Source organism: Ralstonia sp. 25mfcol4.1, from assembly GCF_900104095.1.
GTDB lineage: Bacteria > Pseudomonadota > Gammaproteobacteria > Burkholderiales > Burkholderiaceae > Cupriavidus.
On sequence record NZ_FNJO01000019.1, the window covers coordinates 1 to 14,743 of the forward strand.

Below are 14,743 nucleotides of genomic sequence, written 5' to 3' on the forward strand. Positions count from 1 at the left end.
AGCGCAATCCGGCGCCCGGACTGATCGTGCATTCGGACCGGGGCAGCCAGTATGCAAGCGAGGAGTACCAGGGATTGCTGGCGCGCCACGGCCTGGTTTGTAGCATGAGCCGGTCGGGCGATTGCTGGGATAACGCCGTAGCCGAACGCTTCTTCCTAAACCTGAAGATGGAGCGGGTCTGGCAGAGGCGGTACACCGACCGGGCCGAAGCCCGGCGCGACATCACACAGTACATCGTGGACTTCTACAACCCGGTGCGCTTGCATTCGACACTGGGCTACGCGTCGCCAACAGACTACGAGGACAAGTTCCAACAGACCACCCTAACACCTGTCTGAAAAAACTTGACCACTACAGAGCAAAACCGGGACGCGCATCCTCCTGCCGGTAATCGCACACCCGCCCGACGGCGAAACCGAAAGCGCGCATAATCGTTGGCCTAACCCGTATAACGATGGAGTCGAGATGAAGTTGCAGCTGTACGTGCCGGATGGCCGCTACGCGCCGTGGATCGAGGGCTTTGCCGAAGTGTTGCCCGAAGCGCAATGCGTGACCTGGGAGGAAAGCCAGGGCCAGCGCGTGGACTACGCCGTGGTGTGGCGCCCGCCGCTGGAAATGCTGCGCGGCCGCACGGACCTGAAGGCCGTCTTCAATCTCGGCGCCGGCGTGGACGGCATCCTGCGCCTGCGCGACAACGACCCCGAGGCGCTGCCCGCCGGCGTGCCGATCGTGCGCCTGGACGACGCCGGCATGGCCGCCCAGATGAGCGAGTACGTGGCCGCCGCCGTGCTGCGTTACTTCCGCAAGCTCGATGCCTATGCCACGCAGGAACAGGCCGGCACGTGGAAATTCCTGAAGCCGCACCGCCGCGCCGATTTCACGATCGGCGTGATGGGCATCGGCACGCTGGGCTCGCACATCGCGCGCACGCTGGCCGGCTTCGGCTTCCCGGTACGTGGCTGGAGCCGTTCGGCCAGGACGGTCGAGGGCGTGCAGTCGTTCCATGGCGCAGACGGGCAAGGGGCGTTCCTGGACGGCCTGAAGGTGCTGGTCAACGTGCTGCCGCTGACGCCCGACACCGAGGACATCATCGACACCGGTCTGCTCTACAGGCTGGCCAAGGGCGCCTATGTGATCAACGTGGCGCGCGGGCAGCACCTGGTGGAAGCGGACCTGCTGGCGGCCGTGCAGGACGGACAGATCGCCGGCGCCACGCTGGACGTGTTCCGCACCGAGCCGCTGCCGGCCGATCATCCGTACTGGCAGGAGCCGCGCATCACGATCACGCCGCATATTTCCGCGCTGACGCTGCGCGAGGACAGCATCGCGCAGATCGCCGGCAAGATCCGCCTGCTGGCGCAAGGCAAGCCGATTGCCGGCGTGGTGGACCTGCAGCGCGGCTACTAGACCACGACCGGCCCAGGGACGCCACGGCGGCAGGACAAGAGGACAGAGGGACCGAGGAGACAAGCATGACCATCCCCCAATATGTGAAGATCGTCGAAGTCGGGCCGCGCGACGGCCTGCAGAACGAGAAAGCGATGGTGCCGGCCGACGTCAAGGTGGCGCTGATCAACAAGCTGACCGACGCCGGCTTCGTCAATATCGAGGCCGCGTCGTTCGTGTCGCCCAAGTGGGTGCCGCAGATGGCCGACGGGGCCGAGGTGATGGCCCGCATCGAACGCCGGCCCGGCACGCTGTATTCGGTGCTGACGCCGAACATGAAGGGCTTCGAGGGCGCCGTGGCGGCTGGTGCCGACGAAGTGGTGATCTTCGGCGCGGCCAGCGAGGCGTTCTCGCAGAAGAACATCAATTGCTCGATCGCCGAGTCGATCGCGCGCTTCGCGCCGGTGGCCGCCGCCGCCAAGGAGAAGGGCATCCGCCTGCGCGGCAGCATCTCTTGCGCGCTCGGCTGCCCGTACCAGGGCGAGGTGCCGGTGCATGCCGTGGTCGATGTGGTGCGCCGCATGCGCGAGCTGGGCTGCGACGAGATCGACATTGCCGACACCATCGGCGTGGGCACGCCGCTGAAGGTGCAGGAGGTGATGCGCGCCGCATCGGCCGAATTCGCGATCGACCGGCTGTCGGGGCACTTTCACGATACCTACGGGCAGGCGCTGTCGAACATCCTGGCCAGCCTGGAAGTGGGCATCGCCATTTTCCACGCGTCGGTGGCGGGGCTGGGCGGCTGCCCCTATGCCAAGGGCGCCACCGGCAACGTGGCCACCGAGGACGTGCTGTACATGCTGCAGGGCATGGGCCTGCATACCGGCATCGATCTGGAGGCCGTGGTGCGGGCCGGCGACTATATCTCGCAGGCCATCGGCCGCGCCAACAGCTCGCGCGTGGGCAAGGCGCTGCTGACCAAGTGGGCGGCAGCGGCCGACGCCACGGTCTGTGTCTGAACCAGGAGAACAACAAGCATGAGCGAAAACCCGACGCTTCCCGAATCCGCGCAGCGCGTGGCGGACCTGCTAGCCGGCATTGGCCATGACCGGCCGGTGGTGATGCTGCCGGCTACCGGCAAGACCTCGGCCGAGGCCGCCGCCGGGCTGGGCTGCACCGTGGCGGAGATCGCCAAGTCGATCATCTTCCGCCGCGTGGAGGACGATGTGCCGGTGCTGGTGATCGCCAGCGGCAGCAATCGCGTGGACGAGACGAAGGTGGAAGCCCGCGTGGGCAAGCTGGGCAAGGCCGACGCGAAGTTCGTGCGCGAGAAGACCGGCTACGCCATTGGCGGCGTCTGCCCGATCGGCCATGCGGTGAAGCCGGTGATGCTGCTGGACGCCGACCTGTTCCAGTACGACAGCGTCTGGGCGGCCGCCGGCCATCCCCATGCGGTGTTCAACCTGACGCCGCAACAGCTGCAGGCCATGACCGGCGCGGAAGTGGCCGACGTGGCGCAAGGCCCGCAGGCCCAGGCATGACGCCCGCCCGTCGCCGGCTTCTGGCTGACCTGGTGCGCGGTGCGGCTGCGGCGCAGATCGTGTCGCCGGTGCCGTCACCGTGCCGCAGCATCTGCAAGATGGACCGCGACAGCGGCTACTGCGAAGGCTGCCTGCGGACCATTGCCGAGATCGCGGCGTGGTCGGGTGCCGACGACGAAGAACGCCGCCGCGTCTGGGCCTTGTTGCCGGCGCGCGTGCCGCAGCTTTGCGAAGGCAACGCGGCATGAGCGCGGCCATCGCATCGGGGGCGTTCGGGCTGCCCGCCACGATGCGCGTCTTCGAACGCGGCTGGCTGTCCGCGAACAACGTGCTGTGGATCGACGATGCCACGCAGGACACCACGCTGGTCGATACCGGCTACGTCACGCACGCCGCCCAGACCGTGGCGCTGGTGGAAGCCGCGCTCGACGGCCGTCCGCTGCGGCGCGTGATCAACACCCACCTGCATTCCGACCACTGCGGCGGCAACGCGGCGCTCCAGCAACGCTGGCAACCGCGCACGGCCATCCCTGCCGCCGAGGCAGCGGCGGTGACGGCCTGGGATACCGATGCCCTGAGCTTCGATGCCACCGGCCAGCAGTGCGCGCGTTTCACGTTCGACGAGGTGCTGCACGACGGCGACACGCTGCGGCTGGGCGGCATCGACTGGCGCGTGATCGCCGCGCCGGGGCACGACCCGCACGCGGTCATGCTGTTCGCGCCGGCGCAGCGCATCCTGATCTCGGGCGACGCGCTGTGGGAAAACGGTTTCGGCGTGATCTTTCCCGAGCTTGACGGCGAAAGCGGTTTCGCCGAGCAGGCAGCCATCCTGTCGCTGATCGACACCCTCGACGCCCGGCTGGTGATTCCCGGCCATGGCCGCGTGTTCGACGATGTGGCCGGCGCCGTGGCCCGTGCGCGAAGCCGGCTGGACTACCTGCAGGCCGATCCGCTGCGCAACGCCACGCATGCGATGCGCGTGCTGGCCAAGTTCAAGTTGCTGGAAGCCCAGGCGCTGCCGCGCGACGCCCTGTTCACGTGGTTCGCCGCCACGCCGCTGATGCAGCGCATGCATGCGCGCTTCACGCCTGGCCAGTCGCTGGAAGCGGTATTCGACCAGACCCTGCAGGCGCTGGAGAAAGTGGGCGCGCTGCAGCGTGACGGCAACCTGGTGGCCAACCGGGACTGACCATGCAGCCGCTGCGCAGCCAGGCGTTCCAGCTCAGGCCGTTCCGCGCCAGCGATGAGGCCCAGTTCGTGATGGCGGTGCGCGAGTCGATGCCGACGGTGGGGCTGTGGATGCCGTGGGCGCGGGCGGACTACAGCATCTACGATGCGCGCGAGTGGTTCGAGCGGTGCGCGATGATGATGGATGAGGGCGCCGCGTACGACATCGGCGTGTTCTCGCCCGACGGCCGCGAGCTTTACGGCGGCGTGGCCATCAATCAGATCCGCCGCGAGGACAACACGGGCAACCTGGGCTACTGGATCCGGCAGAGCCAGCAGCACAAGGGACTGGCGTCGGGCGCGGCGACGATGATGGCCTGCTACGGCTTTCACACGCTTGGGCTCACGCGGCTGGAGATCGTGGCAGTCGAGACCAACCTCGCAAGCCGCGCCGTCGCCGAGAAGATCGGTGCCGGGTTCGAGTGCATCGCCCGCAATCGCCTGATTCTGCGCGGGCGGCCCGTGCCGGCGGCGGTGTATTCGCTGGTACCCGAGTCATTTTCGATGGGCCGATAGGGCCGGTGGGACGTTTGCGTATCGCTGGCTTGCGCCCCTTTGCCGCCGGGCGGGAGAAGGGCGCAAACCAGCCGGCCAGCGGCAATTCAGCCGTCAGAACTGCGTGCGCATCCCGATCCGCACGCTGCGACCCGGCAGCGGCGCGATATCGCGCAGGATCGACGTGGCGCTGCGTGCCTCGGTGTTGGTCAGGTTGTCGCCGCGGACATAGAACAGCGTCTGCGTGCCCGACAGCTTCATCTTGTAGGTCAGCGCCACGCCCAGCATCGTGTAGGCGTCGGTCGGCGTATCGCCGGTCGGCACACGGCTCTGGCGGGCATTCCAGTCCACGTTGACGCGGGCGCCCCACGGGCCGGCGGCGTAGACCAGCGACCCGCCCAGGCGCAGCGGCGACAGGCGCGGCAGCGGCTGGCCGTTGCTGCGGTTCTCGCCGTGGACATAGTCGGCGCGCGCTTCGAAGTCGAGCGAATCGCTGGTGGTCAGCATCTTCTGCAGCAGGCGCGTCTTGCCTTCGGCCTCGAAGCCGTACAGCGTGGCCGGCACGCCCATGTACTGGAGTTCGGGCAGCGCGCCGTCGCTGCCGGCGGCCACCACGTTGCCTTCGGCGTCACGATAGCCGCCCGTGTTCAGCAGCGCCAGGTAGTTCTGGAAGCGGCTGTAGTACCCCGACACGCTGCCGCTATGGTTGCCCTGCTTGAAGCGCATGCCAAGGTCGATCGACGTGGCGCGTTCCTTGGCGGCGTTCGGGTCGCCCACTTCGAACGATCCCGTGGCCAGGTGCGGGCCGTTGGCGTACAGCTCGTAGAACGTCGGCGCGCGCTCGGTGTACGACAGGTTCGAGGTGACCGTCCAGACCGGGTTGAGCTTGTAGAGCAGGCCGGCCGATGCACTGCCGGCGTTGAAGCTGCGCTCGGCATCGCTGAAGCGGTCGTTGCCGTTGGCGCTGGCCTTCACCTTGCTGTGGTCCAGGCGGCCGCCGAAGTTCAGCTTCAGGTCGCCCGACGAGATCAGCGGCAGTTCCTCGAACACGAAGAACGCGGCGTTGTCGGTGGTCGTGCTCGGCACGAAGGCCTCTTCGCCCAGGGCGGAGAAGTCGGTATGGCCGAACTGCGTGCCGATCACGCCGGTCATGTTGCCGATCTTGCCGTGCGTGGCTTCCAGGCGGGCGTCCCAGCCGTGGTTCTTGAAGGTCGTGCCGGTTTCGCCGCCCTCGATCTCGCGGTGCTCGTAGTCGGTGTAGCTGAACTTGCCCTTGACCGATTCGAAGATGCCGTTGGTGGCGCCAGCCAGGTTGCGCGACTCGCCCTCCAGCGCAAAGCGGTCCTGGCGCATCTTGATGCGCGCGTCTTCCTCGGCTGGCGTGCCGTAGTCGTTGCGATAGGTCGACCAGTTGGCGCCCACGAAGCCGTCGGCCCACGTGTACGAGCCGCCCATCGAGCCGCCTTCCTGGTGGGCATTGGTGTTCGGGATCTTGCCGTAGGCCTCGCTCTCGCCTTCGGGCAGCGGCTGGGTGGCGCGCTGCGTGCCGCTGCGGGCGTAGCCCGGAATGCGCAGATCGCTGGTCTGGCGTACGAAGGCATCGGCGTGCACCGCGAACTTGCCGTTGCCGGCTTCCAGCATGCCGCTGGCGTTGCGACCCTTGTCGCCGCCGATGGTGCCGCTGACGTCGGCCGCGCCGGAGACGCCGGTAACCGGATCGCGCGGAATGCGGTTGTCGATCACGTTGACCACGCCGCCCACGGCGTTGCCGCCGTACATCAGCGCCGCCGGGCCACGCACCACTTCGATCTTCTCGGCCACGAGCGGGTCGATGGGCACCGCGTGGTCATAGGACAGCGTGGAGGCGTCCAGCGTGGAGCCGCCGTTCTGCAGCACCTTGATGCGGTCGCCGTCCAGGCCCCGGATGGCCGGCCGGCTGGCGTTCGGGCCGAAGTAGCTCGACGTGACGCCCGGCATGCTGTTCAGCGTTTCGCCGAGCGTGCTGGCCTGGCGCACGGCCAGCGCGTCGCCGCCCAGCGTGGAGACCGGGGCGACCATGTCGTTCAGGTCGCTGCCGAGCGGATTGGCGGTGACCACCACTTCCTTCAGTGTCGGGGCGGCAGGTTGTGCGGCGGCCGCCGGTGCGGCTTCGGGGGCGGCCGGAGCGGCGGCCTGGGCGATGGCGTGCGAGGACAGGCCCGCGGTGATCAATGCGGCAAGCGCCGCCAGCGGGGTGCGACGCACCACCAGAGTACGGTTGGATTTCGAGTACATGGCTCGCGATTCGAATTCGGTATTGGCGGGCGCAGCCACGGCAAATGCGCGGCGCGCCCGGTCAGGCGTGCGCGGGCGCGGGACATCGCCCCGCCCACACGGCTGCAGGTCAGGCGAATGCGAAGGCGGCTGGCGGGGCGCGGGACTGGAAGGCGTGTGCCGCCGGCAGATCGGGCCAGCGGTAGGCCAGGTTGGCCGGCTTGACCGGCTTGCCGAAGGCGAGCGACGGCAGCTCGAAGCTGCCAAAGTGGGTGTCGGCCAGCGTCGCGCCGTCGAACAGCACGCACGAGTGGAGGCCGAGTTTCAGCGAAAACGGTTCGGCGTGGCCTGCGTCGGCGGCGCCTTCCGAGGCAGCGGTGGAATCTGTGGAATCTGTGGATGCGGTGGAATCAGTGGCATCGATCTGGGCGGCGGCCTGCGGCGCGTTCTGCAGCCCGCCATGCATCACGCGGTGCACCAGGCCCGCGTGCTGCGCCAGCAGCAGGCACGCAACCAGGCACAGCGCCGGCCAGAAGCCGATGCCGCGCGCGCGCCAGCGGGAGAAGAGCGGGAATTCAGTGCGCATGCCCGCAGTCGCACGGCCCGTCGCCATGGTCATGGTCGTGACCGTGGTCGTGATCGTGATCGTGATCGTGATCGTGATCGTCGTCGAACGCATCGCCCCAGTCGGGGAACGGATCGGGATACGCCGCCCAGGCCTCGGGGCCGGCCGCCATTTCGTCGTCGGTCAGCAGGCAGGTGTCGAGCCGGGCTTCCAGCGCGGGCACGTCCAGGTCGGCGCCGATCAGCACCAGTTCCTGGCGGCGGTCGCCATAGGCGGCGGGCAGGCCGTCTTCGAGCAGATCGGCCTCGATGGCGGCACGTGCCAGCCCTTCGGCCGGCCATTCCTCTGCATCGATCGCGGCCCACCACGCACCGGCCGCGCCAGGGCGGCAGACACCGCCGGCCTGGCTCCAGTCGCCGGCAATGTCCATGCGGCTGGCCAGCCAGAACAGGCCCTTGGAGCGCAGTACGTCGCCATGCTCGCGCATCCATTCGGTGTGGATCAGGTCGGCAAACCGCTGCGGATGGAACGGGCGGCGGCGGCGGTACACCAGCGTGGCGATGCCGGCGGCGTCGGGCACCGCGTCGTTCTGCAGCGCCGCCTGCCATCCGGCCGCGTTGGGCGTGGCTTCCATGTCGAAGCGGCCGGTGCCCAGGACCTGCGCGGCCGGCACGTTGCCATGGCTGGCATCGACAAGGCTGGCGCGCGGGTTCAGCGCGCGCAGCACGACGTGCAGGCGGCCCAGCTGGCCGGCGTCGACCAGATCGATCTTGTTGATGACGATGACGTCGCAGACTTCGATCTGGTCGATCAGTACGTCCACCACGGTGCGGTCGTCGTCATCGTGGGCGGCCAGGCCGCGCGCCGACAGGAAGTCGGCGTCGTGATAGTCGGTCAGGAAGCGGCTGGCATCGACCACGGTCACCAGCGTGTCCAGGTGCGCCACGCCGGGCGACTGCTCGCCGTGGGCGTCCTCGAACGCGAAGGCTTCGGCGATACCGAGCGGTTCGTCGGTCGGATCGGCCTCGATCACGGCGAAGTCGTACTGGCCGGTCTGGGCCAGCCGGTCCACTTCGGCCAGCAGGTCGGCGCGGCTGTCGACCACGGCCAGGCGTACCCCGGGCTGCGACATCAGCTGATGCAGCACGGTGGTCTTGCCGGCGCCGGTGAATCCGGACAACACGGTGACGGGCAGGCGAGCGGCCATGACGAAAGGACGAGGTTATTGCAACAAAGTTGCGACTGTAACAGAAAGCCGGCTGCGGCAACAGGCTGGCGGTATTCCGCAATGGTAGTGCCGTAGCCGTGACGCCACAAAGGCAATCGCAACCGGGACGATGGGGCGCGCAAAGCAAAACGGCCCGGAAGACCGGGCCGTTGGGCGTCGGAGCGGGTCAGCCGCGCGGGTGACCGCCGGAGACGATCAGTCGCCGAACAGCTTCTGGCGCAGTTCGCGGCGCTGCTGGGCTTCCAGCGACAGCGTGGCGGTCGGGCGGGCCAGAAGGCGCGGCACGCCGATCGGCTCGCCGGTTTCCTCGCACCAGCCGTAGTCGCCGGACTCGATGCGCTGCAGCGACTGCTCCACCTTCTTCAGCAGCTTGCGCTCACGGTCGCGCGTGCGCAGTTCGAGTGCGTGTTCTTCTTCGATCGTCGCGCGGTCCGCCGGATCCGGCACGATGACCGTCTCGCGCAGGTGTTCCGTGGTCTGGTCCGCATTCTTGAGGATCTCGTCGCGAAGCTGCTCAAGGCGATTCTTGAAGAAGGCGAGCTGCGCCTCGTTCATGTAATCCTTGTCGCTCATCTTCAGGATTTCAGCTTCAGTCAGAAGTTTGTTGCTGCTCATGGTTCCTGCTGATTCTCTTGTTGATGCGACCGGCGGCGTCTTCGTCCGCTCGGGTGCAGTGGCCGCCCGCTTGCGCGGAGCGGCTGTTTCACTCTGGCTGGCTGCAGTCTTGCTGCTTCGCGTGCCTCCCTTGGCCTCGCCCGCATCGGCGTGCGCCGTACTGCCGCGGGGAGCTGGCGTCGCCTTTTCGGGCGGCGCCTTGAGCGTCTCCGCCGCAGCGGTACCTGTCTTGCTGCGGCTTTCCTTGGTCTTTGTTGCGGCTGTCATGGGGACACCTCTCTCAACGCGTCGAAGAGTGACGGCGCACCGATCGTTGGTCCCCATGCGGAGGGCGGTCTCCGCACGAAGCCAACGACCGCGCCTGCTGGCGGCTGTGCCTCATGCTGACGACGACCGCCGCCCTGCAAATACCGGCTACGCCCAGAGGTGCGCCGCCCGTATCAAATCCGGCCTATTGTACTTGAACAAATTTTTCGGAGATATGGGAGAAAGACCGACAAGAGACAGGAGTTTTCCCGATATTCCCACCCAAGGGGAGGGTAGCGGGCGCTGCCGGGGGTGGCGCGGCGCCCGGCCGCCCAAGCGGCGGCGGGCGCACCTGGCGGCGCGCCCGGGGGAAAGTCAGGCCAGGCAGGCGGCCAGGCCCTTCAGGATGGCGTCGCGCGGCAGGTCCACGCCGATGAACACCATCTTGGTGCCCGGGGTTTCGTCTTCCCACTTGGCGCCCACGTCACTGCCCATGAGCTGGTGCACGCCCTGGAACACCACCTTGCGGTCCACGCCTTCCATATAGAGCACGCCCTTGTAGCGCAGCAGCTTCTCGCCGTAGACCGACAGGATGCCCGACAGGAATTCCTCCAGCTTGCCGTAGTGGAACGGCTTGTCGCTGCGGAAGACGAACGACGCGATGCGGTCGGTGTGGTGGTGGTGGTGATGGTGGTCGTGCGCGTGGCCATGGTCGTGACCGTGATCGTGGCCATGGTCGTGGCCGCAGTCGGTGCCGCAGTGCTCGCCATGCTCGTGGTCATGGTCGTGCTCGTCGGCGCGCAGGAATTCCGGGTCGATCTCCAGCTTCTCGTTCAGGTTGAAGCCGCGCAGGTCGAAAATCGTGTCGATCGGCGTTTCGCCAAAATTGGCCGTGCGGATCGGTGCGCGCGGGTTCATGTGCTTGAGGCGGTGGCGCAGGTCGTCGATGCCGGCCGCGTCGACCAGGTCGGACTTGGTGATGAAGATTGCGTCGGCAAAGCCTACCTGGCGCTGCGCTTCTTCCTGCTTGTCCAGCTGCATGTTGCCGTGCTTGGCGTCGACCAGCGTGATCACGGCGTCCAGCAGGTAGCGCGAGGCGATTTCCTCGTCCATGAAGAAGGTCTGCGCCACCGGGCCCGGATTGGCCACGCCGGTGGTCTCGATCACCACGCGGTCGAAGTCGAGCTTGCCTTCGTCGCGCTGGGTGATCAGGTCGGACAGCGCCTGCACCAGGTCGCCCCGGATCGTGCAGCAGATGCAGCCATTGCTCATCTGCACGATCTGCTCGCGGCCGTCCTGCACCAGGATCTCGTTGTCGATGTTCTCCTCGCCGAACTCGTTTTCGATCACGGCGATCTTCATGCCGTGCTGCTCGTTGAGGATGCGCTTGAGCAGCGTGGTCTTGCCGCTGCCTAGGAAGCCGGTCAGGATCGTGACCGGAATCAGTTTGGACATATTGTTCTGCTCCGAGGAAAGCCGGGATCGAAAGGTCGCCCGTATCTATATCTATTCAGTGACCGGCATGGCCGCCGGGCTGGCTGCCGGACTCCGCGCGCACCTTGCCGCATTCCGCGCAGACCCCGTTGACCGTCAGTTCCACGTGATCGACCGCGAACCCGCTGGGCACCTTGGGCGCCACGGACTTGCCGGCCGATTCCAGGCAGAACGTGCGGTCGCAGCGCGTGCAATGGAAGTGGCTGTGCTGACGATGCACTTCGGCGCGCGCGGCCTCGTGCTCCAGCAGCGTGAAACGGAAGACGCGGTCGTTGCCTGCACGCTTCTGCGCCAGGCCCTGGTCCACCAGCCAGTCCAGCACCCGGTACACCGTCACGCGGTCCACGTCGCCATCGGCCGGCAGGCGGTCGATCACTTCCTGGTGCGTCAGCGGCGCCTGGGCGTCGATCAGGCACGCCAGGATGGCCACGCGCGGTTGCGTCACGCGCGCGCCAAGCTGGCGCAGGCGCGCCTGCGCCGCGTCAAGGCGGCCGGCACCGGCGTCGTCGGACGCGGGCGTGGCGTGCGAATGAGGAGTGGGGCGGTTCATGCCGACGATTTAACCATAGGCCCCGGCGAGTTGCAATTCAGTTGCACAAACAGGGTTTTTGCGACGGAGGAAGCCGCCGGGCGGCATCCGGCAAGGCGTCTGGTAGGTCACCGCGCGGCATCCGGGAAGCCTCTGGGCTGCGGAAAAAGTCCTATGATCGGCAGGCAGGCCAGACCACAACCGGAGACCTTGTCATGCAGAACGACGCCAGCGCGTTGCTGTTTCCCAACTTCGAATGGTTTCGCCTGAAGGTGGGCGACGTCGAGATTGGTGGCGTCCGGGGCGGCTCGGGGCCGCCGCTGCTGCTGTTGCACGGCTTCCCGCAGAGCCACCTGATCTGGCACAAGGTGGCGCCGGCGCTGGCCGACCGCTTCACCGTCATCGCCACCGACCTGCGCGGCTACGGCAATAGCAGCGCGCCGCCGGGCAGCGCCACGCACGATGTCTACAGCAAGCGCGCGATGGCGCAGGACCAGGTCGAGGTGATGCGCCAGCTTGGCTACCGGCAGTTTGCGCTGTGCGCCCATGATCGCGGTGCCCGCGTGGCGCATCGGCTCGCCATGGATCATCCCGGCGCGGTCAGCCAGCTGATGCTGCTCGACATCGCGCCGACGCTGGCCATGTACGAGGCCACCGACATGGCGTTTGCCGCCGCCTACTGGCACTGGTTCTTCCTGATCCAGCCGGCGCCGTTCCCCGAAACGCTGATCAATGCCGAGCCCGCGTTCCTGATCGAGCGGCTGCTCGGGTTGCGGCACCCGAGCGCGGGCCCGAGCCCGTTCGTGCCCGATGCCATGGCCGCCTACGTCGCCGCGATGCGCGAACCGGCGCGCGTGCATGCCATGTGCGAGGACTATCGCGCCGCCGCCACCATCGACCTCGACCACGATCGCGCGGACCGCGAAGCCGGCCGCAAGCTGCAGATGCCGGTACGCGTGCTGTGGGGCGAGCACGGCGTGGTGGCCCGCTGCTTCGAGCCGCTGCAGCTCTGGCAGGAAGTGGGCACGAACGTCACGGGCGGCACGCTGCCGTGCGGTCACTACCTGCCCGAAGAAGCGCCCGAACCGCTTCTCGAAGAAATCCTCAAATTCATTACATTCTCGTAAGAAACGCCACTTTCTCGCGGGTTAGCCCCTATATCTGGTGTTTGTTCGCGATTGCTAACATCCACCTCCGGCTCCGCCTGTCGGCGGGGTTTGACGCTGTCTGGAATCCATACATCGTGCCGATGGTCACCGCGTTTTTCCGATATGGATCGACGCGCTCGGGGGTCGCGAACAACGACAAAGCCCGGCGGCACCCGCAGCGTTGGAACGGGAATCCAAGAGGGAACAGGAGAGACGTAATGAAACGAGTTGCATTGAATATTGCAGCCGCGCTGGCCGTTGCCGGCGTGGGTGTCTTCACGGGAGCGCAGGCGCAGGAATACCCGGGCAACAAGCCGGTGCAGGCGGTGGTGCCCTTTGCGGCCGGCGGCCCGACGGACAAGGTGGCGCGCGAACTGACGATGATCATGTCCAAGCATCTGGGCACGACCATCGTGATCGAAAACCTGGGCGGTGCCGGCGGCACCATCGGCGCCAAGAAGGTGGCGCAGGCCAAGGGCGACGGCTATACGATCCTGATCCACCATATCGGCATGTCCACGGCGCCGGCGCTGTACCGCAACCTGGGCTTCGATCCGCTGAAGGATTTCGAGATGGTCGGCGAAGTGGCCGACGTGCCGATGGTGTTGGTGGGTAACAAGCAACTGCCGCCCGCCACGTTCAAGGACCTGGTGCCGTACATCAAGGCCAACGCCAGCAAGCTGTCGCTGGCCAACGCCGGCATCGGCTCGGCCTCGCACCTGTGCGGCCTGCTGTTCCAGAGCGCGCTCCAGACCGAGCTGACCACCGTGCCGTACAAGGGTACCGCCCCGGCGCTGACCGATATTCTCGGCGGCCAGGTCAACCTGATGTGCGACCAGACCACCAATATCGCCGGCCAGCTGAAGGCGGGCGCGCTGAAGCCGTACGCTGCGATGCAGTCGCGCCGCGTGGAAGCGTTCAAGGACATCCCGACCGCCGCCGAACAGGGCATGCCGGGCGTGGAAGTGAAGATCTGGCACGCCATGTACGCGCCGAAGGGCACGCCGAAGCCGATCATCGACAAGCTGTCGGCCGCGCTGCAGAAGTCGGTGCAAGACCCGACCTTCCGCGCCAAGATGGCGGAACTGGGGGCCGAAGCCGTACCGGCCCAGCGCGCCACGCCGGATTCGCTGCGCACGTTCCTGACGTCGGAAATCAACAAGTGGACGCCGGTGATCAAGAAGGCTGGCGTATACGCGGACTAACTCGCGGACTAACTCGCGGACTAACTCGCCGACCGACCGCCGATTGCCCCCCCGGGGGGCTCTCCGGTGCCGAAAAGGCCACGCGCTGCGTGGCCTTTTTCTATTTGCGGCGTACCTGCCGGGGGCGATGTGCAGCCGGGGCCGGTCGGGTCCGACCCGACGCCCGAATCGGCGATTTCCTATATTGGAAGATCGTCGCCGGCATAGCCGCCTCTTGAAAGCCGGTCATGTGGCGCCACCTACGCCGCTGAACACCTCTCACGCAAAGGCACCATGGAACAGTATCACGGCACCACCATCGTCAGCGTCCGCCGCGGCAATCAGGTCGCACTGGGCGGTGACGGCCAGGTCACGCTCGGAAATATCGTGATGAAGGGGACGGCCCGCAAGGTCCGGCGCATTTATAACGGCAAGGTGCTGGTCGGGTTTGCCGGCAGCACGGCCGACGCCTTTTCGCTGCTCGACCGCTTCGAGGCGAAGCTGGAGAAATACCAGGGCAACCTGACCCGCGCGGCGGTGGACCTGGCCAAGGACTGGCGTTCGGACCGCGCGCTGCGCCGCCTGGAAGCCATGCTGATCACGGCGGACCGCGACACCACGCTGGTCATCACCGGCAACGGCGACGTGCTCGACCCCGAAGGCGGCATTGCGGCCATCGGCTCGGGCGGCGCGTACGCGCAATCGGCAGCCAAGGCGCTGGTCGAGAACACCGAGCTGTCGCCGAAGGACGTGGTCGAGAAGGCCCTGACCATCGCCGGCGAACTCTGCATCTATACGAACACCAACTTCGTCATCGAGACCATCGACTGAC

Annotated in this window: 16 protein-coding genes; 10 read left to right on the forward strand and 6 right to left on the reverse strand. The window is 67.2% G+C overall.

Features of this window, described 5'->3' with window-relative positions; all coding sequences use genetic code 11:
• The 7 genes from BLQ58_RS25080 to BLQ58_RS25110 form a co-directional block, all read left to right on the forward strand.
• Positions 1-338: integrase core domain-containing protein (locus BLQ58_RS25080; RefSeq protein ID WP_139186124.1), on the forward strand; the 338-nt coding region annotated here is incomplete at its 5' end.
• A 127-nt stretch (positions 339-465) separates the two neighbouring features.
• A complete protein-coding gene (locus BLQ58_RS25085) occupies positions 466-1,407 on the forward strand; it encodes a 2-hydroxyacid dehydrogenase (RefSeq protein ID WP_092602876.1) in 942 nt (313 codons plus the stop codon).
• Positions 1,408-1,472: 65 nt separating this feature from the next.
• A complete protein-coding gene (locus BLQ58_RS25090; RefSeq protein ID WP_092602878.1) occupies positions 1,473-2,405 on the forward strand; it encodes a hydroxymethylglutaryl-CoA lyase in 933 nt (310 codons plus the stop codon).
• 18 nt (positions 2,406-2,423) lie between these two features.
• Positions 2,424-2,927 carry a YbaK/EbsC family protein gene (locus BLQ58_RS25095; RefSeq protein ID WP_092602880.1) on the forward strand — a complete coding sequence of 168 codons (504 nt, stop codon included), beginning with the start codon at positions 2,424-2,426 and terminating at the stop codon, positions 2,925-2,927.
• Entirely contained in the window at positions 2,924-3,175 is a 252-nt protein-coding gene (locus BLQ58_RS25100; RefSeq protein WP_092602882.1) for a DUF1289 domain-containing protein, read from the forward strand. Before BLQ58_RS25095 ends, BLQ58_RS25100 begins: the two co-directional genes overlap by 4 nt.
• Positions 3,172-4,116 carry an MBL fold metallo-hydrolase gene (locus BLQ58_RS25105; protein ID WP_254776145.1) on the forward strand — a complete coding sequence of 315 codons (945 nt, stop codon included), beginning with the start codon at positions 3,172-3,174 and terminating at the stop codon, positions 4,114-4,116. The genes BLQ58_RS25100 and BLQ58_RS25105 overlap by 4 nt, the downstream gene beginning before the upstream one ends.
• 2 nt (positions 4,117-4,118) lie before the next feature.
• Entirely contained in the window at positions 4,119-4,670 is a 552-nt protein-coding gene (locus tag BLQ58_RS25110) for a GNAT family N-acetyltransferase (RefSeq protein WP_092602884.1), read from the forward strand.
• Positions 4,671-4,763: 93 nt separating this feature from the next.
• Here BLQ58_RS25110 and BLQ58_RS25115 read toward each other — a convergent pair whose 3' ends face one another.
• From BLQ58_RS25115 to BLQ58_RS25140, 6 genes are all read right to left on the reverse strand, one after another.
• The gene (locus tag BLQ58_RS25115; RefSeq protein ID WP_092603051.1) at positions 4,764-6,923 is read right to left on the reverse strand and encodes a TonB-dependent receptor; all 2,160 of its coding nucleotides are present in this window, start codon (positions 6,921-6,923) and stop codon (positions 4,764-4,766) included.
• Between the two features lie 109 nt (positions 6,924-7,032).
• Positions 7,033-7,488, reverse strand: coding sequence for a hypothetical protein (locus BLQ58_RS25120; RefSeq protein ID WP_092602886.1), 456 nt, complete (start codon positions 7,486-7,488; stop codon positions 7,033-7,035).
• Entirely contained in the window at positions 7,478-8,674 is a 1,197-nt protein-coding gene (locus BLQ58_RS25125) for a GTP-binding protein (protein ID WP_092602888.1), read from the reverse strand. Before BLQ58_RS25125 ends, BLQ58_RS25120 begins: the two co-directional genes overlap by 11 nt.
• Before the next feature lie 216 nt (positions 8,675-8,890).
• Positions 8,891-9,577 carry an RNA polymerase-binding protein DksA gene (dksA, locus tag BLQ58_RS29580; protein ID WP_228771094.1) on the reverse strand — a complete coding sequence of 229 codons (687 nt, stop codon included), beginning with the start codon at positions 9,575-9,577 and terminating at the stop codon, positions 8,891-8,893.
• Between the two features lie 354 nt (positions 9,578-9,931).
• Positions 9,932-11,011 (reverse strand): CobW family GTP-binding protein, encoded by a 1,080-nt coding sequence (locus BLQ58_RS25135; RefSeq protein ID WP_092602890.1) that lies wholly within the window; start codon positions 11,009-11,011, stop codon positions 9,932-9,934.
• Between the two features lie 55 nt (positions 11,012-11,066).
• On the reverse strand, positions 11,067-11,600 hold the full coding sequence (locus BLQ58_RS25140) for a Fur family transcriptional regulator (protein ID WP_092602892.1): 534 nt from the start codon (positions 11,598-11,600) through the stop codon (positions 11,067-11,069).
• Between the two features lie 194 nt (positions 11,601-11,794).
• On the opposite strand from BLQ58_RS25140, the gene BLQ58_RS25145 reads away from it, so the two are divergent.
• From BLQ58_RS25145 to hslV, 3 genes are all read left to right on the forward strand, one after another.
• A complete protein-coding gene (locus BLQ58_RS25145) occupies positions 11,795-12,706 on the forward strand; it encodes an alpha/beta fold hydrolase (protein ID WP_092602894.1) in 912 nt (303 codons plus the stop codon).
• Between the two features lie 239 nt (positions 12,707-12,945).
• The gene (locus BLQ58_RS25150) at positions 12,946-13,932 is read left to right on the forward strand and encodes a tripartite tricarboxylate transporter substrate-binding protein (RefSeq protein WP_092602896.1); all 987 of its coding nucleotides are present in this window, start codon (positions 12,946-12,948) and stop codon (positions 13,930-13,932) included.
• Between the two features lie 273 nt (positions 13,933-14,205).
• Complete coding sequence (gene hslV / locus BLQ58_RS25155) at positions 14,206-14,742, forward strand: ATP-dependent protease subunit HslV (RefSeq protein WP_092602898.1); 537 nt, start codon at positions 14,206-14,208, stop codon at positions 14,740-14,742.
• The last annotated feature ends 1 nt before the right edge of the window (position 14,743 follow it).

Bases quoted from the DNA above. Each gene is read 5' to 3' on its own strand.
- BLQ58_RS25095 (WP_092602880.1), top strand. From the start codon at position 2,424: ATGAGCGAAAACCCGACGCTTCCCGAATCCGCGCAGCGCGTGGCGGAC.
- BLQ58_RS25100 (WP_092602882.1), top strand. From the start codon at position 2,924: ATGACGCCCGCCCGTCGCCGGCTTCTGGCTGACCTGGTGCGCGGTGCG.
- BLQ58_RS25140 (WP_092602892.1), bottom strand. From the start codon at position 11,600: ATGAACCGCCCCACTCCTCATTCGCACGCCACGCCCGCGTCCGACGAC.
- BLQ58_RS25115 (WP_092603051.1), bottom strand. From the start codon at position 6,923: ATGTACTCGAAATCCAACCGTACTCTGGTGGTGCGTCGCACCCCGCTG.
- BLQ58_RS25145 (WP_092602894.1), top strand. From the start codon at position 11,795: ATGCAGAACGACGCCAGCGCGTTGCTGTTTCCCAACTTCGAATGGTTT.
- BLQ58_RS25090 (WP_092602878.1), top strand. From the start codon at position 1,473: ATGACCATCCCCCAATATGTGAAGATCGTCGAAGTCGGGCCGCGCGAC.
- BLQ58_RS25120 (WP_092602886.1), bottom strand. From the start codon at position 7,488: ATGCGCACTGAATTCCCGCTCTTCTCCCGCTGGCGCGCGCGCGGCATC.
- BLQ58_RS25125 (WP_092602888.1), bottom strand. From the start codon at position 8,674: ATGGCCGCTCGCCTGCCCGTCACCGTGTTGTCCGGATTCACCGGCGCC.
- BLQ58_RS25150 (WP_092602896.1), top strand. From the start codon at position 12,946: ATGAAACGAGTTGCATTGAATATTGCAGCCGCGCTGGCCGTTGCCGGC.
- BLQ58_RS25135 (WP_092602890.1), bottom strand. From the start codon at position 11,011: ATGTCCAAACTGATTCCGGTCACGATCCTGACCGGCTTCCTAGGCAGC.
- hslV (WP_092602898.1), top strand. From the start codon at position 14,206: ATGGAACAGTATCACGGCACCACCATCGTCAGCGTCCGCCGCGGCAAT.
- BLQ58_RS25085 (WP_092602876.1), top strand. From the start codon at position 466: ATGAAGTTGCAGCTGTACGTGCCGGATGGCCGCTACGCGCCGTGGATC.
- dksA (WP_228771094.1), bottom strand. From the start codon at position 9,577: ATGACAGCCGCAACAAAGACCAAGGAAAGCCGCAGCAAGACAGGTACC.
- BLQ58_RS25105 (WP_254776145.1), top strand. From the start codon at position 3,172: ATGAGCGCGGCCATCGCATCGGGGGCGTTCGGGCTGCCCGCCACGATG.
- BLQ58_RS25110 (WP_092602884.1), top strand. From the start codon at position 4,119: ATGCAGCCGCTGCGCAGCCAGGCGTTCCAGCTCAGGCCGTTCCGCGCC.